The organism is Streptomyces spectabilis (assembly GCF_008704795.1).
GTDB classification, from domain to species: domain Bacteria; phylum Actinomycetota; class Actinomycetes; order Streptomycetales; family Streptomycetaceae; genus Streptomyces; species Streptomyces spectabilis.
This window is the reverse complement of record NZ_CP023690.1, coordinates 8663968-8684321: the sequence shown is the minus strand read 5'-3', so window position 1 is coordinate 8684321 and position 20354 is coordinate 8663968. Positions and strand designations below refer to the sequence as shown.

Annotated in this window: 16 protein-coding genes and 1 pseudogene; 9 read left to right on the top strand and 8 right to left on the bottom strand. The window is 68.9% G+C overall.

The genetic code is table 11. From position 1 onward, the window contains the following. Positions 1 to 26 precede the first annotated feature (26 nt). On the bottom strand, positions 27 to 539 hold the full coding sequence (locus CP982_RS36910; protein WP_229879002.1) for a hypothetical protein: 513 nt from the start codon (positions 537 to 539) through the stop codon (positions 27 to 29). 1550 nt (positions 540 to 2089) lie between these two features. On the opposite strand from CP982_RS36910, the gene CP982_RS36905 reads away from it, so the two are divergent. From CP982_RS36905 to CP982_RS36880, 6 genes are all read left to right on the top strand, one after another. Next, positions 2090 to 2668 carry a DUF5994 family protein gene (locus tag CP982_RS36905; RefSeq protein ID WP_150514455.1) on the top strand — a complete coding sequence of 193 codons (579 nt, stop codon included), beginning with the start codon at positions 2090 to 2092 and terminating at the stop codon, positions 2666 to 2668. A gap of 5 nt (positions 2669 to 2673) precedes the next feature. Continuing rightward, a complete protein-coding gene (locus tag CP982_RS36900; RefSeq protein ID WP_150514454.1) occupies positions 2674 to 2949 on the top strand; it encodes a hypothetical protein in 276 nt (91 codons plus the stop codon). Positions 2950 to 3113: 164 nt separating this feature from the next. Beyond that, positions 3114 to 3413, top strand: a complete 300-nt coding sequence (locus CP982_RS36895; protein WP_221515364.1) for a DUF1800 domain-containing protein — start codon at positions 3114 to 3116, stop codon at positions 3411 to 3413. An 83-nt stretch (positions 3414 to 3496) separates the two neighbouring features. Next, entirely contained in the window at positions 3497 to 4498 is a 1002-nt protein-coding gene (locus tag CP982_RS36890; protein ID WP_150514453.1) for an acyl-CoA desaturase, read from the top strand. A gap of 31 nt (positions 4499 to 4529) precedes the next feature. Further along, the gene (locus CP982_RS36885) at positions 4530 to 4967 is read left to right on the top strand and encodes a DUF5994 family protein (RefSeq protein WP_184925386.1); all 438 of its coding nucleotides are present in this window, start codon (positions 4530 to 4532) and stop codon (positions 4965 to 4967) included. 39 nt (positions 4968 to 5006) lie between these two features. Continuing rightward, complete coding sequence (locus tag CP982_RS36880; RefSeq protein ID WP_150514452.1) at positions 5007 to 5975, top strand: helix-turn-helix domain-containing protein; 969 nt, start codon at positions 5007 to 5009, stop codon at positions 5973 to 5975. 444 nt (positions 5976 to 6419) lie between these two features. Here CP982_RS36880 and CP982_RS36875 read toward each other — a convergent pair whose 3' ends face one another. Next, positions 6420 to 6797: an STAS domain-containing protein gene (locus tag CP982_RS36875; protein WP_150514451.1), complete on the bottom strand. Its 378-nt coding sequence runs from the start codon at positions 6795 to 6797 to the stop codon at positions 6420 to 6422. A gap of 1139 nt (positions 6798 to 7936) precedes the next feature. Here CP982_RS36875 and CP982_RS36870 point away from each other — a divergent pair. Together CP982_RS36870 and CP982_RS36865 are read left to right on the top strand one after the other, a co-directional pair. Beyond that, entirely contained in the window at positions 7937 to 8284 is a 348-nt protein-coding gene (locus CP982_RS36870) for a transposase (protein WP_170316573.1), read from the top strand. Between the two features lie 436 nt (positions 8285 to 8720). Then, positions 8721 to 9119 (top strand): nuclear transport factor 2 family protein, encoded by a 399-nt coding sequence (locus CP982_RS36865; protein ID WP_150514449.1) that lies wholly within the window; start codon positions 8721 to 8723, stop codon positions 9117 to 9119. Positions 9120 to 9166: 47 nt separating this feature from the next. On the opposite strand, the pseudogene CP982_RS36860 reads toward CP982_RS36865, so the two are convergent. From CP982_RS36860 to CP982_RS36850, 4 genes and pseudogenes are all read right to left on the bottom strand, one after another. Then, a pseudogene (locus CP982_RS36860) lies at positions 9167 to 9982 on the bottom strand (IS5 family transposase). Between the two features lie 310 nt (positions 9983 to 10292). Beyond that, positions 10293 to 10466, bottom strand: a complete 174-nt coding sequence (locus CP982_RS42260; protein WP_212669206.1) for a hypothetical protein — start codon at positions 10464 to 10466, stop codon at positions 10293 to 10295. 12 nt (positions 10467 to 10478) lie between these two features. After that, entirely contained in the window at positions 10479 to 11135 is a 657-nt protein-coding gene (locus CP982_RS36855; RefSeq protein WP_212669205.1) for a hypothetical protein, read from the bottom strand. Beyond that, positions 11135 to 15190, bottom strand: coding sequence for an AAA domain-containing protein (locus tag CP982_RS36850; protein ID WP_170316572.1), 4056 nt, complete (start codon positions 15188 to 15190; stop codon positions 11135 to 11137). The genes CP982_RS36855 and CP982_RS36850 overlap by 1 nt, the downstream gene beginning before the upstream one ends. Before the next feature lie 313 nt (positions 15191 to 15503). On the opposite strand from CP982_RS36850, the gene CP982_RS36845 reads away from it, so the two are divergent. Continuing rightward, positions 15504 to 15908: a hypothetical protein gene (locus tag CP982_RS36845; RefSeq protein WP_150514447.1), complete on the top strand. Its 405-nt coding sequence runs from the start codon at positions 15504 to 15506 to the stop codon at positions 15906 to 15908. Positions 15909 to 16604: 696 nt separating this feature from the next. Here the strand turns inward: CP982_RS36845 and CP982_RS36840 are convergent. Beyond that, entirely contained in the window at positions 16605 to 17369 is a 765-nt protein-coding gene (locus tag CP982_RS36840) for a thioesterase II family protein (protein ID WP_170316571.1), read from the bottom strand. Then, positions 17366 to 20353: a type I polyketide synthase gene (locus tag CP982_RS36835; protein WP_150514445.1), complete on the bottom strand. Its 2988-nt coding sequence runs from the start codon at positions 20351 to 20353 to the stop codon at positions 17366 to 17368. The genes CP982_RS36840 and CP982_RS36835 overlap by 4 nt, the downstream gene beginning before the upstream one ends. Position 20354 lies beyond the last annotated feature (1 nt).

The following is a 20354-nucleotide window of genomic DNA, read 5'->3' as shown; positions in this document are numbered from 1 at the left end:
CCTGAACGGGATGCGGTCGCTCGCGTTCACGCGTGGCGGGCGGCGAGACGGTCCGGGGTGGGGCAGCGCACGTCCCAGACCCAGCTGAGACGTTCGAAGAAGCGGATCACGGCGGCGGACGGGTCGAGCTGGCCGCGGTCGACGCCGTGCCGGGCGCAGGTGGGGTCGGCACGGTGCAGGGTGTGCCGGCTCTCGCCGAACGAGAGCAGGGCCAGGGGCCACAGGTTGGTGGCGCGGTCGTGACCACGGGTACGGAACGGCCGCTCACCGATCACATGGCAGAGGGAGTTCCCACGCCACGTGACGTGGTGGAGCAGGGCGAGACGGACAAGTCCCGCCCACAGCAGGGCGGTCAGGGCGGACACCCAGCTGCCGCTGATCAGCCACCCCGCGGCGAAGGGCAGGGCGAGGATGAGCACACGCAGGGCCGAGGAGGCCCGGGGCACGGTCCGGACGTCACGGTCGGCCGGCAGATCGGGAGCGTAACGCGACGCGGGCGTACGGTCGTTGCGGAACAGCCAGCCGACGTGGGCATCCACCAGTCCGCGCAACCGGCCGCGTACAGAAGCGCCGTAGCGATACGGAGAGTGAGGATCGCCCGGCCAGTCGGTGGAGGCGTGATGGCGAAGGCGGTCTCCCCTGTTCGAGCGAAGCCGGGAGCTCGGGGAAGGATGGCGACGCCGAGGCCCGTGACGGTGCAGAGCACCGCGGCGAGCAGGACATCGAGGGGATGGAACAGGCGCCCCCCCCCACAGCAGCCGGACGGCCGGGCCGAGTGAGCGACGTGCGCGGTCCTTGATCTCGTTGACGACAGTGCGGCCGGGGTCTCGGTCTGCGCCTCTTCGACGATGGGTGCGTCACCGATGGGTGCGTCACGGCATCGCTGAGAGCGGATGCGAGTCGCACGGACGGTGAGTACGGGCGCTTGGACTGGCTGGGACATGGAGAGTGGGCAGCGGGGCCATCGGGCGATCTCGCCCTGGTGGACACGATCTGCGGGCGGTCTGCTGGAGCCGAGCGGACCGGCGGCGCACGAGGGGCCCAGCGTGCGTCGAGCGCCCGTTCCGGACGGGCCGGAACGAGGGCCAGACTGGTCCGAACGCCGGAGTACGACGTGTCCTCGACGTTGTCAGCGTACTCCTGCCGCTCGGGACGGCCGCTCCCGCGCATCTGTGGGGTGCGGTGGCCGCCACCGGTCGATGCTCGACGGCGGGTTGGTCGGTCGTGAACTGCTGGCTGCTGCTCTACCTACGGCACCGGGCGGTGAGATCTGCTCGTCATCCCGCCCGAGGCCGAGGCGAAGTCGGCGGCCCGCCTGATGGCGGCCGCGTCCGACTGCGACGGTCCGCCGCTGACCGCGAGCGCGCTCGTCGCCGCGGACCGAGCCGGGCACGCAGCCCGACGGCCTACCCATCGCTGGATCCGCGCGAGGCAGGGAGTACGAAGGCGGTGCCTGCGCGACGTCCCCAGCGGTACCGGCTTACGGGCCCAAGCAGGCCAGCACTGGCCCACAGGGCGACCAGGCACCCAACCGCCGACGCACGACGTTGGACGCGAGCTCCGCATGATCACCCACGCTCGAAGGGCGAGGCCCCGTCATGTACGGGCGCCCCGAATGGGCCGGTCGTACGCCCTTCACGGCAGCAGGTACCTGCCTTACGCTGCGTACGAGGCAGATGAGTCGGCCGGTGAGGTGAGCACCGCCGCCATCCATCGGCCTCTGGCTCCCAGCCCCCGAGTCGGCTCGGCATCATCGAAGCCCGGCTGGGGCCGTATCGCCGACAACCCGCGGTTCCAGCCTCCGTCCTCCTGCCAGGTGCGGGGTACTCCCGCGACCCCGCTGCCACGGAGGACTCGCGTGGGGACGCGGTGAAGGAGGGGCCCGCATCCTCGCGCCCACGGTCGCCGCCCGGGGGTGCGGCGGCCGTGCGAACCCGAGCGCTCCTCGTGGTCCGTTGAGCCCGGGCAGGGAGTAACCTGGAGGTGTCGAGAGCATTTCGCACACTGGCTTCCACGCTGACGTCGTTCTCGGTGAGCAAATACGCCGGGCCGCCGTCCACGGACAGTCGCCTGGAGACGGGTTCGCGTCATGTCCGCGACCATCAGCCTCCTCCCACAGCTCCCAACCGAACCTGCGGCCCCCGCCGTCCGACTCGCGCTGAAAGCCCCGGGGTCGCCCCGTGGCCTGCTGGACGGCGCCTGGTGGCCCCGCTCCCGCGACCTGGTGCGGGAACTGCCCGATCTGACCGACGTGTTGGACGCGCACTGGGGGAGTGTCACCCGCATCGCCGTCAACCCCACCCACTGGCCCGTCATCCCGCGCAAGGTGCCCGTCCACGGGCACGTGGTGAAGGTCGGCTGGTTCACGACGGAGCTCGACCCGCACAAGGTCCTGCTGCTCTCCTACACCGCCGGCCGCTGGGACCTCTTGGTGATCCCGCCCGGTACCGGCGCCGAGGCGGCCGCACGGCTGATGGCCGCCGCGAGCGACCCCGCAGGCCCGGCGCTGACCGCGAGCGCGCTGATGGCCGCGGAGGCAGTCCGCCACGGCGACTCGTCCGTCGACCGGGTACAGGGTCCCGAGGAGGCGTGGGAGTACGAGGGCGGCGCGTCCTCGACCCACTCCGCCGCCATGTCCGTGGCCGACCGTGCCGGAACGGGGCGGTGACCGTCATGGACACAGCCCTGACCATCAGCGTCATACTGACCCTGTTCATGGGCGTGGCGTACGTGATCCAGCACCTCAACGCCCAGCGTGCCGGGCAGATGGCGCCGCTCAGCCACGGCCGGTTCCTGCCCGGTGGCCGAGGCGCTCGGGGCAGCGCCGTGCGACCGGTTCCGGGCCTGCCCGGGCCGCCCGCCGTTCCCGAACGCCGCGACCACCGCGTCGGGGGCCGCGGGCGCCTGCGTCCTCGGCGCCGGATCCAGCGGGCGCGCGGCCGGCGCTGACCCGGAGCGCACTCGACACCGCCACAGGGAATCCATCGCCGCCACGGGGGTACCCGCCCCGTCGCAGGCCGGGACCGCCGAACCCGGTCGCGAGCCACGCCCGAACCACAAGCCCGGCGCGAATCCACAGCCCGTCCGACGTCGACCGGCAGAGAGCAGGCCCCATGAGCGACCCCGTCACGGTTCCGCCCGCGGGCATCGGCGAAACGTACTGGCCCCAGGAGGAGTTCGCCCAGATCCGCATCGTCGCGGCCCACCCCGACACGGCCCGGCGCATCGCCCGGCTGCTGCACCAGGTCTTCGTCACGGACGAGCCCCGCAGCTACCCGTCGGACGGCGGCGGCACCCGTCTCCACTTGACTGTGTACACGGCACGCGAAAAGACCTCGCCGTCCGCTGCCCGCACCTGGCTGGCGGCGAGCGACTCGCAAGCACGGCGTACGCACGACGAGGAAGTGTCCTGACCCCGGATCACGAATGAATGCTCCGCAGCCCCAGACCCCGGCAGCGCCGTCCAGAGCGCCCCACTGAGGCCAAGGAGCCCTGCATGTCCGTCCGTTCGATCCCCCGATCCGCGACCTCTGTGCCGGACGAGGTGCGCCCTCGCCCCGCGTACGACGGAACAGCCCCCTTCCCCGCAGGTGAACCAGTGCCGCCGCGTACCGGCGGCGAGCGGCTGTACGTGGCGGTGACCGCCGCGATCGTCGTGGTGCCCTTCCTCGCTCTCGGCCTCGCCGGATGGCTGCTGTGGGGACGCCTCATCCACCCCGCCGACGTGCTGCTCGCCCTCGTCCTCTACACGGTCACGGGCCTGGGCGTGACCGTCGGCTTCCACCGCGGCCTCACCCACGGCAGCTACCAGGCCATCCGCCCGGTGCGCATCGCGCTCGCCGTAGCGGGCTCGATGAGCTTCCAGGGGGACGTCACCGGCTGGGTCGCCACCCACCGTCGCCACCACGCCTTCACCGACCGCCCCGGCGACCCGCACTCCCCCTACCGCTACGGCACCCACCTGCGCGGCCAGCTGCGCGGCCTCGCGCACGCCCACATCGGCTGGCTCTTCCGCAACGACCCTACGCCCGCCGCCCGTTACGCGCCCGACCTGCTGGCCGACCCCGGCATCCGCGCGGTCACCCGGGCCTTCCCCGCCCTGTGCGTCCTCACCCTGGCGCTTCCGTTCGCCCTGGGCTGGGCCATCGGAGGCACCTGGCAACGCGCCGTAACGGCCCTTGTCTGGGCGGGCCTTGTCCGCATCGCGCTGCTCCACCACGTGACCTGGAGCGTGAACTCCCTGTGCCACGTCATCGGACGGCGCCCCTTCCGCACCCGGCGCCACGACCGCGCCACCAACCTGTGGCCCCTGGCCCTGCTCTCCTTCGGCGAGAGCTGGCACAACCTCCACCACGCCGACCCCACCAGCGCCCGCCACGGCGTGGACCGCGGACAGATCGACCCCTCCGCCGCCGCCATCCGCCTCCTCGAGCGCCTCGGCTGGGCACACGACGTGCACTGGCCCACCCCCGACCGCATCGGCACCCGCCGCGCCTGAAGTCTCCCCCCCCGTACTGGAGGACCCACCGATGACCACCACCCTGCGCCCCCTGACGTCCCTTCGACCGGTACGTCTGCGCCTGGCGCCGAGAAGAAACGGCCCCCGCCCCATCGACGGCGTCTGGTGGCCACGCTCCGACGACCTGACCGCCGAACTGCCGCTCCTGATCCGCGCCTTGCCGCGCAACTGGCCCCAGATGGCCCACGTGACCGTGAACGACACCATGTGGTCCGCCTTCCCCGGCCGGATCCTCATCGCCAATCACGTCGTCCACCTGCACCGTTCCACCGCCCGGCACACGCCGAACACGATCTGCCTCGTCGCACCCGGCAAAGGCAGGTGGGACCTGCTGGTCATCCCGCCCCGCACCGCCACACCCGAGGCCCTGCGCCTGATGGCCACCGCCGACACCACCGAAGGCCCCTCTCGGCCAGACCTCTTCCCGGAGCGGACGCTCGCCTCCTAGCGTGTCGAGTCTTCACTTCGCCATAGACGTAAGCTGTCCATGTCCCGGATGGGGCCGCTGACGGTCGAAGTGTTACTGACGGATGAGGAGCGGCAGGTCCTGCTGCGGTGGGCACGTCGGCCGACGTCGTCACAGGCTCTGGAGTTGCGGTGCCGGATGGTGCTGGCTTGTGCTGAGGGCGCTTCGCATACCAGGTCAGGGGCGGAGCTTGGGGTTCATCCGACCGCGGTGGCGAAATGGCGCAAGCGGTTCGCGGCCGACCGGCTGGAGGGGCTGGTTGACGCGCCCCGCCCGGGTGCCCCGCGCACCGTTGGCGACGACCGGGTCGAGGACGTGATCGTCAGGATCCTGGAGAGCACCCCAGGGCGCCACACACTGGTCGACGAGATTGATGGCCCAGGCCACCGGTCTGTCACAGTCGGCTGTCTCCCAGATCTGGCGGACGTTTGGCCTCAAGCCGCACATGATGGAGCATGGTGGAGATCTTCCCACTGTCCAACGATCCTCAGTTCATCGATGAGGCCCGTGACATCGTCGACCTCTACCTGGCCCCGCCCGAGCAGGCCTGGTCCTCTGCGTGGACGAGAAGTCCCAAATCCAGGCGCTGGACCGGTCCGCATCGGTGCTGCCGATGACGCCCGGCATGCCCGAGCGCCGCACCCACGACTACCTGCGCGGCGGAACCACACCCTGTTCGCCTCCCTCACCGTCGCCACCGGCGAGGTGATCGGGCAACTGCACGGCCGCCACCCCCGGCACCGGGACCGGACGCGGTTACAGCCTGGCCCCGGACTCGTCATCGCACCGATCCGTCACCGGCAGGTGGCGGTGACCCTGCCCGTCGGGTTGGGTGGACCCGGCGCTGGAACCGGACCCGGTCACCGGGCCTACCAGCGGAACACGCATCACCACGGCTCTCCCCTTGTCGCGTCCAGCCCACGGTGCTGGCCGGCCCCAGCACCCGCGGCTCCACGTCGGACCAACTCCTGGCGCCAGAGAAGGTGGTAGAGCATCGGCATCACCGCGATCCGGTCCCTTGCCACCTCACCTCCCGCGAACAGCGGCCTCGGCTCGGCGAGCACCTCCAGCAGCTGTGCGGCCGAATCCAACCACCAGTACCAGGGGCGCCCGTAACCGCGCAGCCGGCGCACCTTCGCCAGCCCGACGGGCCGGTCGCCCCCACCCGGCGAGACGACCGGCCGACCAGATCGCAGACCCGCTCGGCTGGCGCGAGCGCCTGGGCATCATCCGGCTCGATCCGGTCGCCCGGGCGGATATCAACCACCGCCCCCGTGTCGTCGGCCAGGTGGGCGAAGAAGTCGGGACCATACCCCGCCGACCGTGGCTGCGTGGCCGGGACAACCGAAACGTCCGCGCCACCAGGCCAGTTACCTGCGGATCGAAGCCCACCGGCGTCAGCGCGATCACGCTCAAAGGGGCCGGGACGTGCAATCACGGGGCCGCAACGGGCCCGGAGCCGGGGATGGCGTCGGCCACGGACGGCAGCACCGTGAAGTCGTCGTCCAGCCCGGTGATACGCAGCAGTAGCAGGATGCGGGGACGGACGCAGACGAGCACCAGATGGCCGGCTCGTGCGGCGCTCCGACGCCGCGCCCGGCACAGCAGTTCCAGCCCGCAGGCGTCGAGGAAACAGACCGCGTTCAGGTCGAGGACGACCCGGCGGCGCGGAAGCGCGGTGATCGTGTCCAGCCGGGGACCGATGGTGAGAGCGGCAGCGATATCGATCTCGCCGTGAAGGGCGACCACGGTCCAGCCACCAGTGTGACGGACGGGGAGGTATTCGAAGGACGGCGTGATGCCCTGGCGCATGGTGGTACCGCCTGAAACGGCAGGCCACCCGCCCCTGACCGGGTTCGGGTGGTGCAACGGTCGAGGAAGACCACCGGGTCCGGGGTGGCAGTGTGCGGCCAGCCTAGACCGGCCACCGCAGGCTTGTACGGCGAAGAATCGCTTTACAAGACACAACATTCCCTCAAGAGAGGGAATTGTAACCATGTTCCTTGACATAGTGGTTCGTCAATTCGACGTAGAACCCGTTGCGTTGACGCTGCTCGCCTCCATGTGGTCAAAGCCCCGCCTCGCCACACTCCACCACGCGGCGTAGGTGCCCCGACTGGTCCCAGATCCCGGACGTTGCTGTAGACACGCAGCCAGGAGGTGTCGAACTGGCCCCGCCTCCTGCGGCTGCCTCGCTCACCCGCCACGGCAGGGGCCCGTCCATGCCCACCGCCGCCCAGTACCCCGCGTCCGTGCCGCAAGCGCCGCATGCGTCACCGCTGCCTCCGCCCTGCCTGTCCCTGGTCGTGGAGGCCGACCGGGCCGAACGCATCCATGTCCTGCTGGGCGAGGCTGCCCAGAGCCTGCTCACGGCGATCGGCGCACCGGCGTCGATCATCCGGCACGTCGCGGACGCGGCCAGCGTCGCCGGTCACTGTCTGGGCGGGCACAGCGAACGGCCCCGCTGCCAGTTGCGGATCACCAGCGACGCGGCCGGGATCACCTGGCCACCACCGATTACATCGCACAGGAGGCCGTCGGCCCGCCCGCCTGGCTGTCTGCCTCACACACCGGCTGCCTCCAGCCCGCTCCCTCCCCGCTGGACAGTTGAGCGGCTGACGCTTGCCCAGGACGAAGTGCTCGTGGCAGCTCGGGCCCGGGGCCACGGGGCGGTCTGTCCGGAGTGCGGCCGGCGATCGTCTCGGGTGCGCTGCTCTTACGATCGGCGGCTCTCGGACCGGTCTCTCGCTGGGCGGCGTCTGCAGATCCGGCTGCGAGCACGTGGGTTCACCTGCGAGAACACCGCATGATCGCATCGAACTTCCGCTGAGCAGATACCAGAGCTAGCGTGTCGATACGCGCGACGGACCGAGGACCTGACGGGGCTGCTCACGGACATCGCATTGTTCCTGGGCGGTCGGCCTGGTGCTCGGCTGGCCGACCGGATGTCCATGGCGATCGGCAAGGATTCCATGTTCCGGCTGATCCGGTCCTTGCCCGAGTCGGATCACCGCCCTGTCCAGATCCTGGGCGCCGATGAAGTCGCCCTGCGCCGCCGGCGGAAGTACGCAGCCATCCTGATCGATATGGCCACCCACCGTCCCGTCGTGCTCGCCGACCGGACCGCCGCCACCTTCGCGTCTTGGCTCAAGCGGCACCCAGAAGTCCAGATGATCTGCCGCGATCGTGCTGGCTCCTTCCGTGACGGCGCCTGTGCCGGAACATCGCAGGCCAAGCAAGTTGCCGACATCTGGCACGTGCACCCCTCCCGCGAGCCCGCTCCCCTACCACGAGGCTAGGCCCACGGCAGCCGCAGCGAAGAGGGCCTTGCGCTGCTTGCCGCGCCTCCCTGGCGAAGCCGTCGCGCCTCCTTCCACACCGGCGCTCCACGACGCCAAGAAAGGGACCAGTGCCGGACCACGTCGCCCATGCGTCCGCAAGCAACATCGATCTGCCCTGGTCAGCAGCCCTCCGGCCGTGTACCACCAGCAGACGAAGAACGTTCTTTGTTCATACAGCCCTAAGAGTTCGTAACACGATCATGGTGAAGGGCTGTTGAGCCGTCTCCAGCAGATCAGTCCGCAGGCCAGGGAGACTATGGCGTTGTGGAGGTCGAGCCGTCTGCCAGCGGACTGCGAGGCGCTTGAACTGGTGCGCGACGGTCTGCCTCGACGACCTCCCGCAGCCTGTCGAGACCGACGATGTCCGGCACCCCTTCGCTGTTACTGTCGCACCATGTCCAAGATCGAGATAGACGTCGTGACCGCCGAGTTCTTCGATGCCTTTGACAACCGGGGCGGCAAGGCTGCCGACGTGGCCCGGATCCGCCGGCTGGTTCTTCCGGGTGGCGTGATCGTCAAGACCGGCCCGGAGTTCACGGTCTACACCGTGGACGAGTTCATCGAGCCTCGTCAGCGGCTGCTGACCGACGGTCGGCTGGTCGAGTTCTCCGAGTGGGAGACCTCTGAACGGACAGAGATCGCGGGCGATATCGCGTCGCGGTTCGGCGAGTACCGCAAGTCCGGGATCTTGGATGGTGAGCCGTTCGAGGGAGACGGGACCAAGACCATCCAGTTCGTTCGCACCTCAGAGGGCTGGCGGATCGCAGCGTTTGCCTGGTACGACCGGCCCTGACCGCGGGGCGGTCCGGCTGCGGCCTATCAGCTTGGGTTGATGTGGGGTCATGAGTGGTGCTTCTTGAGGCGTCTCCAGCAGATGAGGCTGCAGGCGAGGGAGACGAAGGCGTCGTGGAGTTCGGTACGGCGTTCCCATCGGACGGCGAGTCGTCTGAAGTGGTGTAGCAGGGCGAAGGTCTGCTCGACGACGTAACGGAGCTTGCCCATACCCTGGATGTTCGGGGCGCCCTTCCGGGAGATGACAGGCAGGATCCGCCGCTTGCGGAGCTCTTCGCGGTTCGGATTGGAGTCGTAGCCCTTGTCTCCGAGCAGGGCCTCTGGACGCCTTCGAGGACGGCCGGAGCGGCCGGCGACGGGTGGGATGCCGTCGACGAGGGCGAGGGTCTGGGTGACGTCGTTGACGTTGCCTGCGGTGGTGACGACCTTGAGCGGAGTTCCGCGTCCGTCGCAGATCAGGTGGTGTTTGCTGCCCGTGTTGCGCCGGTCGACCGGCGACGGACCGGTGTCGGCACCCCCTTTTTCGCACGGACATGGGAGCCGTCCACGCAGGCCCGCGACCAGTCGAGTTGGCCGGCCGCGTTCAGCTCGGCGAGCAGGATGCGGTGCAGCTGGTCGAAGACTCCTGCCTGCTGCCGCCGCTCCAGGCGCCGCCAGCAGGTCTGTCCGGAGCCGAACCCCAGCTCCAGCGGCAGGAGTTGCCAGTTGCCAGGCTATGTCGTTGCAGAGGACATAGAGGATGCCCTGGAGGCAGAGCCTATCTGCCACCGGCCGCGGACCCGGTGACCGCTCGGGCCAGGGCGGCAACAGCGGTTCGATCAGCGCCCACAAGCCGTCGTCCACGATCCAGGGCCGAGTACTCACAGCATCACGAACGGCCGAATCATCAGACCGGTCACGCCCAACCAGCGCACCTGAACAAGATCGTGTTACGAGCTCTAAGAAACCTGGGTTCTTCTAGAGCCTCAAGTTGGGTGCCTGGAGGGAGCTGTCCCCCTTCCAGGCACCCACAGACCGCAGCCACCATCCGTGACCATTCAGTGGCCTTCCGCACTCGTTTGCTGCGAATCTGCGCGCGTCCCGGACCAGCCACGGACCAGCTGGGTCGCTACATTGCGTCGCCCTCGGCGGGGCGAAGCATGCGAAGAAGTGCGGACGTGGGTGACGGGCGTGATCACACGGCAGTGGGCTCTCGGGTGGTCTCGAGGTCGTTGAGCACCGCGAGGACTGGCCCCCAGCACATGCCAACGGTGTCGCGGTCCGGGATGACGCCACGTTCTCGTTGTTTGCGGAGGTGCACGAAATTTCGGTACTCACGGACGATCGCCATGAAGTCGTGGGCGTCCATCTGGATCCATCCTCAGGTGCGCGCGGTGTCCAGCAACAGAGCGAAGCTAGCTCGTTCAGGGGCAACACGCCTCTCCCCTTGAGGGAAGCCCCGCTGCAGGCTCGGATCTCTGTGTGTGAGGACGTCGAGGAGGAGAGCCTCAGTGAAGCTGCCGATGCCGATGAGCGCCATTCCGTACGCACCGTGCTTCTCACAGATCTGCGTCTCGGTGACCCTCTCCATAAGTTGTTGCAGGAACTCCCCACTGCTGACGAGGGGGCGGATGCGCTCTTCCAGATCCTCGGGGGCGGAGAACACCGTGCTGTGGCCGTCGAGGCCGACCTCTCCCAGGACAGGGCGGTCGGCGACGTAGGTGATGGCCACTCCTTCGGCCGCCAGGAGGCTATTCAGCTCTTGGCGGATGAGGTCGGCGGAAGACAGGCCGTCGTCGTATTCGAGTGGGTCACAGATCCGGCAGAGCAGCCGACTGACAGCGGCGTGATCATCGGTTTCCGTCATGATGTCCGTGAGCCACACTATGCGCGGGGAGCCGTCATACTCGGGAGGTGATGGCCAGGCTGCGCGTCGCAGGAGTTGTTCGAGCTGATAGCCGCGGCGCTCAAAGGGGCCGTCGATGTCGACGATGAGACGAGCAACGCGCTCAATGGTCAGGACGTCGAGCGTTTTCATCACTGCTGTTCCTTGTCTGCCGGGTGCTGGGCCTGTTCGAAGGCGCGGAGGAGACGTTCGGTGATGACGCGACCGCGGCGTTTGAAGCCGAGTTCGGCGAGGGCCTGACCTACGCGGGTGTCGCGATCGAGCTGGTACCCGTCGCTCAGAAGCCAGTTGGCCAGCATGAGCAGGTCGGTGTCGCTGTAGTCGCCGGTGCGTCCTCCTTGCGGCACGGCCGGGCGGGCGCCACGGCCAACCGCCGGAGGCGAAGCTGGCTCGCGGTGGATCGGATCGGGGGCAGGTGTGCGATCGGCTTGCTCCGTGGCATCTCTCCAGGCAACAAGGAGCCGTTCGAGCTCGGCACTTGGGTTGGCGAACCAACTGGACGCCCAGATGCGGTGGAAACGCCACCCCAATCGTTGGAGGTGCTCTTGGCGCAGTCGGTCGCGGTCGCGGGCACTGGGGGCTCGGTGGTACCGGTCGCCGTCCGTTTCGACTGCGAGGACCATCCGTCCGGGCCGTTTGGGGTGGCCGAGCGCGAAATCGATGCGGTAGCCAGACACGCCCCATTGCGGTGTGACGGGGACGTCGGCTGCTTCGAGAGCGGCGAGGATCTGCTGTTCGAATCCATTCAGGTTCCAGTCGGTGCGTGCGCTTCCCATGCGCTGGAGGTTCCCTCCGTGGGAGGCGTACTCCAAAAAGGCACGCAGCATTTCGGGGCCGCGGTGCCGGGTGGCCAGGAGTTTGGAGGGGTCGAAATCGTGGTGGGTGAAGGAGGTGACGACGGTCATGGACTGGCGGGCGCGGGTGATGGCCACGTTGAGGCGCCGTTCTCCCCCGTCATTGTTGAGCGGGCCGAAGTTCATGGCCAGGCGTCCGTTGGCGGCCTTTCCGTAGCCGATACTGAGGATGATGGCGTCACGTTCATCGCCTTGCACTTGTTCAAGGCTTTTGGCGAAGAAGCGTCGGCGTGGGCCTGCTTCGGGGCTGAAGTAGTCCTGCAGGTCAGGGTGTTCCTGGAGGGCTTGTCTCAGAGCGAGGTCGATCCGGTCCGCGTGGCGCTGTCCCATAGTGATGACGCCGAGGCTCTGGTGCGGTGTGTGGGTGGCATGCGCCAGAGCGAGGTCGACGACACGCTGTACTTCTTCGTCCGACGAGCCGGACTGGCCGGGACGTATCTGGGCGTCGACGATGTCCAGGCGTAGCGGGCTGGCCTGGGTGGTGCCCGGGAAGGTGACGAGTGTGTCGTTGTAGATGGTGTGGTTGGCGAAGGCGATGAGGCGTTCGTCGCGGCTGCGGTAGTGCCATTTGAGGGTGTGGACGGGCAGGCGACTGCAGAGCATGTCGAGGAGGGACTCGAAGGCATCGGGTGCGGCGTCGCCGGAGTCTTCGTCCTCGGTGTTTTCGTTTGCGCCGCTGAGAAGTTTCTGGAAGAAGGTCGTCGGGGGGAGCTGGTGCGGGTCGCCAGCGACGATGACCTGGCGGGCGCGCATGATGGATGTGATGGCATCGTGCGGGAGGACCTGGCTGGCTTCGTCGAAGATGACGACGTCGAAGAGGCGGGTGGGGGGAAGGACGCGGCTGACGACGAGTGGGGACATGGCCCAGCACGGTTTGGCGGCCATGAGGACATCCGGTGCCCTCTCAACGAGTCTGCGCAGGGCCAGGTGCCGTGATTTGCGGTGTGCCTGGGTGCGCACGAGGGTGTTCTGTTCGGGGTGGGTGTCGCGGGCTTTTCGCAGGCGGGTGGCGACTTGGTATCGGATGCGGGCAGGGTTGAGGTCGCGGTGGGTACGGTCGAGGCGTTGGAACTGTTCGATTGTGTGGTCGTGCTCGGTTCCGGTGAAGGAGCGCAGGTAGGGGTGCTGCATGCGGGCCTCGTCAAGGACGGAAGCCCACCAGAGGTGGTTCAGGGTTCCTACGGCGATGTCCGGGGTGGTGCTGCCGACTTCGGCGAGCTCGTCCAGGAGGTGGCCGAGCCCGGCTGACTCCAGGCGGTCTGTGAGCTGGTTGAGCTCGGGCATCCGCAGCAGCGTCTCTCGGTCTTGGTCAAGACGCTGGATGAACCGGTCTACTTCGCCGGTGGAGGTGTTGTCCCATCCGTGCCAGTGGACGCACAGTGCTATCGCGGCCAGATGATTGCGTACTTCTGTGAATGAGGCGATGGCGGAGGACAGGCCGGGAACAGCCCACGGACTGCTGTCGTCATCTGCGGCCTGTTCCTGCCACCGGGTCTTCTGATCGGCAGCGTCCATGAGTGCCGCGTGCAGCAAGCGGCGAGTACGGCAGCCGTCCTTGGCCAGTCCCCGTGCTCTCGCTGCCAGTTTTCGGCGTCGCCACCAACTAACCCTGAGTGAGTACTCCTTGCGCCAGGCGCGGTCAGCTGTCGCGGCGATCATGTCGTTCAGGTCAGAGTCGAAGACGGCTGCCTCGAAGCGACTGAGGGTGGTGGTGACGTCGTGCAGCAAGGTGAGAAGGGATTGCCATCCTAGGACGTCGTCGGCCCGTCGCAGCCCCGCGGTGTCCACCAGCTTCTCGACGCTGCGTCGGGCATCTGTCAAGGCACGGCCGGTGAGCTGGTCGAGGCTGACTACGACGGAATGCAGTTCGCTGTCGGAGCGAACCGGCAGGTGAGACCAGGGGGATGAGCCACGCCGCACCAGGAGGCCGTTCTTGGCTACGAGCGCGCGGAGATCTTTTACGGTCTGGAGCAGCTGCTCGCCGTGGAGGCGGTGCAGGTCGCTTCCGCGCAATCGCAGTCGAGTGTGCTCCTCGCGAGGGCTGGCCATGAGGTGCGTGAGCAATTGGTGCGGGCTGATCTCCCAGGGCTCCAGAGGCTGGTGAAACTCCTGGACGTGTTGCAGGGCCTGCTGGCGATGGCCTTCCAGACTTCTGTGGAGATCGTCAGGGCGGGGTGGGGGTTCTTGTCCGGCGCGTTCCAGGGCCTCGTACAGCTGCTGGGCGGTCTGGCGGCGGCTGAGTTTGTTGCCGTGCAGGTCGAAGACCAGTCCATCGAGGTCGGCTTCGGCAAGGTTGTCGGTCACCGCTTCGATCGCGGCACGCTTCTCGGCGACGAAAAGCGTGCGTTTACCCAACGCCGCAAAGGCAGCGATCAGGTTGGCGATGGTCTGGCTCTTTCCTGTGCCGGGTGGCCCCTCGATGACCAGGTGGGCGCCGGCCAGTGCGGCGCTGATGGCCCTGTGTTGGGAGCCATCAGCGTCCCTGACCAGGTACTCCGACCGGGGTGTGATGGCGTCCGCGCTGGAGGGCGCGCGGGGAACTGCGTCTGCGCGCAAGGTGCGTTCGGCGTCCTTGTCGTTAGCGAGGGCCGCTACCACAGGGTGGCTCGCCAATAGGTCGACCGACTGGGCTAGGTCATTGACCATGGGAAGCCGGTCGAAGCTGAAGACGCCGGCGACCAGGCGCTCTTCCAGTTCGACGGTGAGATTGCTACGCGTGCAGGCCGTCCGCAGCACCTCATAGGCGCAACGCGTACGGTCATCGAGATCCGCACACTCGTCGACCGCGTTCGTGAACTTGTCGGTCAGTTCCTCAAGGTCACCGTCCAGGCCGTACTGGTGGCTCAGGGCGTAGAGCAGAACCGGGTTGATCTCGGCTTCGCCCACCGCTTCGAGGACGAAGTCGTTCTCCGTCGCGGTGCGCGGTTCAATGGATAGCGGCTGCAAAAGAAGGGGAGCACGCAGAGCTGCGAGCGGCCGACTGCCACGCGTTGTTGGGGGATCGACACACACCAGGCCAAGTGCCAGGCGCCCGGCGTCGATGCCTTGCTCCTCCGCCAGTTCGACCATCTTGCGGCGGAGACCACGCGCTCGCGCCCACGCCGCTTTGTGATCCTCAGAGGCCGGGAAAAGGCTGGCCAGCCGGGTTGCGCGGCCGTTCAGTAGCGAGGCCAGTGCCTGCGGTGCCGCATCGGTGACGTCCAGCGTCGCCCGCTTCGTGTCCTTGAAGTGCAGCAGAGTGTTGTAGGGACCGAAGTCGATCAGCGCATCGGACCACTGCTGCGCGCAGACATCCATCGCCCGGCAGCGTACAGGTCCCACGTGCTCGTCCACGTCTCCCCCTTGGATCAACTGGCTTGCCAGCCCCGACCTGTTAAAGGTCGTGGTCCGCTCTCGGTCCGAGACGAACAGACCAACACACGAGCTGAAGGAGCCATGCCACAGGCAAAATCCGGGCACGCAGGGGGCGCGCAGGAAGCACGAACGGCGCAGATTCAGCGCATCCGCACGCATAAATCTCTATCGGTGTGCGCAACGGCCATGGGCTGCAGAACCAGAGCAGCTCGTTTCACGCACCTGCGCGCGTAAGTGCCAGTACGTGCTCCGTGTCGGCAACCTGATCGGTGCCCGCCAAACCGACCCGGCTATGACCTTCGAAGCGGCCGTCGCCTCAGTCCCCACCGACAAACTGCCGGGCGGCACGCTGCACAGCCTGGCCTCACACTCCATGGGCCGGGCCATGGGCATAGACACCCTGCACAAGGCCAGGCAGGCCCGGAACTGGATCGCCCACGAAGGCGCCTCGATCGGCGCCATCTGGTCAGTGGACCGCGACCGCACCCTTCAGCAAGCCGTCGAGCTGCGCACTGCCGTCACGGATCTCGCTCTCGGCGACAACATCATCTCGCAGTGGTGCTACGGCCTGGCTCAACCACACGACCCGCCGCCCACGGACTGGATCAACGGCTACCCCGACGCCGTCGACACCTGGGTCTTCGGCCATCTCCGTGGCCTGCTGCCCAAGCAAGCCCCGAGCTCCGCAAACTCGTAGTAACGGCAAAGACCCGGTGGTCGCAACGTTGGTGCAGATCACGATGCCCCCGTCGTCGGCCTGGAGGCTCTCGAACGAGACGTTGTCCACTACGGGCACGTACGACGACGGGTCGATGGTCGCGGACTGAATCCACGGCGCAGGGCGCAGCTGGGAAATCACCGTGTTGAAGTCCCGCCTGAGGTCACTCACAAGCGTCTGTCGCGCTACGAGTTCAGCTGTGCGGGCCTTCTTCTCGGCCGCTGCACCGGCCCACTGTGATGGGATTCGAGCCTGCTGTGGCTCGGTCGACCCCGGGGCACGACCTCCGACTCCGCACGATCTTGGGCCAGCCCACGGGTCCACCACCACACCCTCGACCCCAGATAGCCAGCGTCCGGGCGGCCAACCATCTGCCCTGTCCAGTCCCGCTCGCTCCCAATCGCTCGCACTGCGGCCGCAGCATGCCCAAACCGGCGCCGCCGGACCAAGATCCGGACCGTTTCCGGACCAGCCCCCCGCCTGAAGGCCACGCCAACTATCGTTTTGCCTGGTCAGCGTGGGTACAACTGCTGTACCACCAGCAGACCAAGAACCTCTTGGTGTCGTACTCCCCGAAGAAGCTCGGCTTCTTCTAGAGGCCCGAGAAGAGGCGCCTGACCTGGGCTTTTGCCCGTCAGGCGCCTTTCTCTCGGGCCGGGCGGCGCGAGGCCCGGGCTACGGGCGGTCCTCGGCGGCCGCTGCTTGGATCAGGGGACCCAGTACGTCGAAGATGTCCGTGTGCCGAAAGTAGAAGTGCCCGCCGGGGAACCGGTGCGTACGGAAGGCACGGGTGGTGTGGGGCCGCCACTGTTCGATGGCCGACAGGGGTACGGTGTCGGCTTCGCCGTAGAAGGCGTCGATGGGTATGGCCAAGGGGTCCTCGGCGCGGGGCCGGTGAGCGTCCAGCAAGGCGAAGTCCGCGCGTATCGCCTTCAACGACATGGCCATGAGGTGCGGATCGGCGGATACGTGCTCGGGGATGCTGTCGTACGACTCGTTCAGGAGGCGGATCAGTTCGTCGTCCGGCAGGGCGTGCCACGGGGCCCGCCCCAGGTGCGTGCCGGGTGCCGCGTGGGCGGAGACGATGAGCCGTTGAGGCCCTGTGCGGCCCCGGGCGCGCAGGGCCCGCGCCGTCTCGAAGGCGACCAGTGCGCCCAGGCTGTGCCCGAAGAACACGAAGGGCGGCTCGAATTCCGTCTCGTCGAGGAGCGCGGTGACCAGATCGGGCAGCCGGGTGAGCGACGGTTCGCCCACCCGGGGGCCGCGGCCCGGCGGGCAGATGCCGTACACCTGCACTCCGGGCAGCTCACGGTCCCACCGCACGTACTCGCTGGGCAGTCCCCCGGAGTGCGGGAAGCAGTACAGGCGTACCAGCGGTGGCTGTTTGAGCCGTCTCCCGACAGTCCACGGGCTGCGTACGGATACCGATCGGCCGGTCATGGCCGCGCCTCCTCTTCCTGTGCGCCGACGGCGACTTCCTGTGGGCCGACGGCGACTTCCTGTGGGCCGGCGGCGACGCGCTCCTCGATGAGGCGGGCCAGTCGGCCCGCGTCGCCGCTCCTGATGATGTCCGCCACGCTGACGGTGGCCGCGAACCGCGCCCGGGCCCATGCGGCGACCTTGGTCGCTATCAGCGAATCGCCGCCCAGGTCGAAGAAGTTGTCCTCGGGCTCCACGTCCGGGAGTCCGAGGGCCCCGCCGAAGGCGTCAAGCACCGCTTCGAGCACGGTGGGGCGGGGCGCGTGGGCGTCCTCCGCACGCCGAGGTGGCGCTGGCATGGGCGCCGGATGGGTGCCGGTGCCGTCGCCCTCGCCCGCCAGCAGGCGCGTGCGCTCGAAGGGGTAGGTGGGCAAGGGGACCCGCCGGTGCCGCTCGTCGTCGTGGAGGGCTCGGAGGTCGATGCGTCCTCCGGCCGCCCAGACCTGTCCGACTCCGGTCAGCAACGTGGCCGCGTCCGCCGCCTCCTCCGTGGGGTGCGGTGCGAGCGCCACGATCGGCTGGTCCGCGTTCCGGCTCGGATGCTGCCGGGCGAGTGAGGACAGGGCACGGCCCGGGCCCAGGTCCACCAGCATGCTCTCCGGCGCGCCGAACAGCCTGGACAACACCGCGTCGAAGCGCACCGGCCGCCGCAGGTGCTCGGTCCAGTAGGACACCGACGTCACCGCCGACGGCTCGGACCAGTCGCCCGTCGTGTCGGAGAGGAAGGGGATCTCGGGTTTGTGCAGCGGCAGTTCGCGCAGGAGATCCGCGTAGGCGGGCAGAATCGGCTCGGTCAGCGGGGAGTGCCCGGCGGTCGAGATCCGCAGCAGCTGCGTCTCCACTCCCCGCCGGTTCTGCTCCTCGACGAACCTCCGCACCCCGTCCGCCGGACCCGACACCGTGCACTGCTCGGGACCGTTGACGGCGCCCACGCTAAGGCCGGGCGGCAGCAGCCCGGCCACGTCGGCGTACGGCAGCCGTACCGCGGCCATGGCACCGGCGGGCACGCTGCCCAGCAGCCGCCCCCGCTCGGCCACCAGGCGCACGGCGTCCGGCAGGGTGAGGATCCCGGCCGCGCAGGCCGCCGCGTACGCGCCGAGGCTGTGGCCGGTCACCGCGTCCGGCGTCAGCCCCCAGGAGCCGAGCAGCCCGGTCAGCGCGTACTGCACGGCGAACACCGCGGGTTGGGCCACCGTGATGTCGGCGAGCCGTGCGGACGCCGCGGCCGCGTCATCGCCCTCGGCGAACAGGATGTGCCGCAGGTCGGCCCCGAGCGGGGATGCGGCCAGCTCCGCGACCTCGTCGAGATGTCGACGGAAGACAGGCTCCTGCGCGTACAGTTCGGCGGCCATGCCGACGTGCTGGCCGCCCTGGCCGGCGTAGAGGAAGATCACCGGGCGGTCGTCGTGGTGGACGGCCCCCGCGCGTACCTGCCCGGCGCTCGACGCGGCCGCCGCTTCGCCGGTCCGCCGCGCCACCACGAACCGGCGGTGGGCGTGGTGGGTCCGGCCTGCCCGGAGCGTCCAGCTCACGTCCGCCGGGGCCACGGCCGGGTGCTCGGCGAGGAAGCCCGCAAGCCGCCCGACCGCGGCATCGGCCGCGGAGGCGGTCTTGGCGGAGACGGGCAGCAGCACATGGCTCCGGGAGGAGGCCGTCGGCTCGCGCCGCGGGGGCTCGGCCACCACCGCGTGGGCGTTGGTGCCGCCGATGCCGAGCGAGTTGACGGCAGCGATCCGGGGACGCCCGCCGCTCTCCGGCCAGGGCACGGTCGCGGCGTTGACCTGGAACGGGGAGTCAGCGAAGTCGATCACCGGGTTGGGCTCCCGGAAGTGCAGACTGGCCGGGAGGACACCGTGCTCCACGGCGAGAACGGCCTTGATCAGACCGGTGACTCCGGCCGCCGCGTCGGTGTGACCGATGTTGGTCTTGACCGAGCCGATGCGGCAGTAGCCGCGCCGGTCCGTGGTCCGGCGGAAGGCCTGGGTCAGTGCCGCGACCTCGATCGGGTCGCCCAGGATGGTGCCGGTGCCGTGTGCCTCCACATAGCCGATCTCGTCGGCCCCGACCCCGGCGACGGAGTGCGCCGCGAGGACGGCGGCCGTCTGTCCCGTCAGGCTGGGCGCGGTGAAGCCGATCTTGTCCCGTCCGTCGTTGTTGACGGCCGATCCCCGGACGACCGCGTGGATGTGGTCGCCTGCGGCAAGGGCGTCGGCGAGCGGGCGGAGCACCACGACCCCGGCGCCGCTGGCGTTGACCGTGCCCGCCGCCGACGCGTCGAAGGCGCGGCAGTGCCCGTCCGGCGAGAGGACCCCGCCGGGCGTGTGGCGGGTGCGGGGCGGAGTGGCGAGCACGGTGGTGCCGCCGGCGAGCGCGATGTCGCAGTCCCCCACGAGCAGCGCCTGGACGGCGACGTGCACGGCCACCAGCGAGGTGGAACACGCTGTCTGCACGGACACGGCGGGGCCGTGCAGGCCCAGCTTGTAGGCAAGTCGGCCGCTGAGGAAGTCGAGGTCGTTGCCGTGGCTGATCTGCCAGTCGTCGACGAACGGCAGACCGTCGCCGAGGGCTCGCAGGCGCTCGCCGTAGCGGGTGCTGGCCCCGCCGACGAACACGCCGGTCAGCGGCCGGTCCGCGTTGCCGTATCCGGCCCGGTCGAGTGCCTCGTGCGCCACTTCCAGGAGCACCCTCTGCTGCGGGTCGATGACCAGCGCGGACTGGGGCGGGTAGTCGAAGAACGGTGCGTCGAAGTCGGCGGCCCGGTCGATGATCCCGTACGCGGGGACGTAGTCGGGCTGGTCGGGCGGGGCCAGCTCGGGCAGTGGAGTGAGCGACTCCCGTGCGGCGCACAGATTCGCCCACAGGGCGTCGACGTCCGCCGCGCCGGGGAATCGGCCTGCCATGCCGATGACCGCGACGAATCCGTCTTCTGGTGCAGTGCTGGACATC

Bases quoted from the DNA above. Each gene is read 5' to 3' on its own strand.
- CP982_RS36905 (WP_150514455.1), top strand. From the start codon at position 2,090: ATGTCCGCGACCATCAGCCTCCTCCCACAGCTCCCAACCGAACCTGCG.
- CP982_RS36900 (WP_150514454.1), top strand. From the start codon at position 2,674: ATGGACACAGCCCTGACCATCAGCGTCATACTGACCCTGTTCATGGGC.
- CP982_RS36895 (WP_221515364.1), top strand. From the start codon at position 3,114: ATGAGCGACCCCGTCACGGTTCCGCCCGCGGGCATCGGCGAAACGTAC.
- CP982_RS36890 (WP_150514453.1), top strand. From the start codon at position 3,497: ATGTCCGTCCGTTCGATCCCCCGATCCGCGACCTCTGTGCCGGACGAG.
- CP982_RS36885 (WP_184925386.1), top strand. From the start codon at position 4,530: ATGACCACCACCCTGCGCCCCCTGACGTCCCTTCGACCGGTACGTCTG.
- CP982_RS36880 (WP_150514452.1), top strand. From the start codon at position 5,007: ATGTCCCGGATGGGGCCGCTGACGGTCGAAGTGTTACTGACGGATGAG.
- CP982_RS36875 (WP_150514451.1), bottom strand. From the start codon at position 6,797: ATGCGCCAGGGCATCACGCCGTCCTTCGAATACCTCCCCGTCCGTCAC.
- CP982_RS36870 (WP_170316573.1), top strand. From the start codon at position 7,937: ATGGCGATCGGCAAGGATTCCATGTTCCGGCTGATCCGGTCCTTGCCC.
- CP982_RS36865 (WP_150514449.1), top strand. From the start codon at position 8,721: ATGTCCAAGATCGAGATAGACGTCGTGACCGCCGAGTTCTTCGATGCC.
- CP982_RS42260 (WP_212669206.1), bottom strand. From the start codon at position 10,466: ATGGACGCCCACGACTTCATGGCGATCGTCCGTGAGTACCGAAATTTC.
- CP982_RS36855 (WP_212669205.1), bottom strand. From the start codon at position 11,135: ATGAAAACGCTCGACGTCCTGACCATTGAGCGCGTTGCTCGTCTCATC.
- CP982_RS36845 (WP_150514447.1), top strand. From the start codon at position 15,504: ATGACCTTCGAAGCGGCCGTCGCCTCAGTCCCCACCGACAAACTGCCG.
- CP982_RS36840 (WP_170316571.1), bottom strand. From the start codon at position 17,369: ATGACCGGCCGATCGGTATCCGTACGCAGCCCGTGGACTGTCGGGAGA.
- CP982_RS36835 (WP_150514445.1), bottom strand. From the start codon at position 20,353: ATGTCCAGCACTGCACCAGAAGACGGATTCGTCGCGGTCATCGGCATG.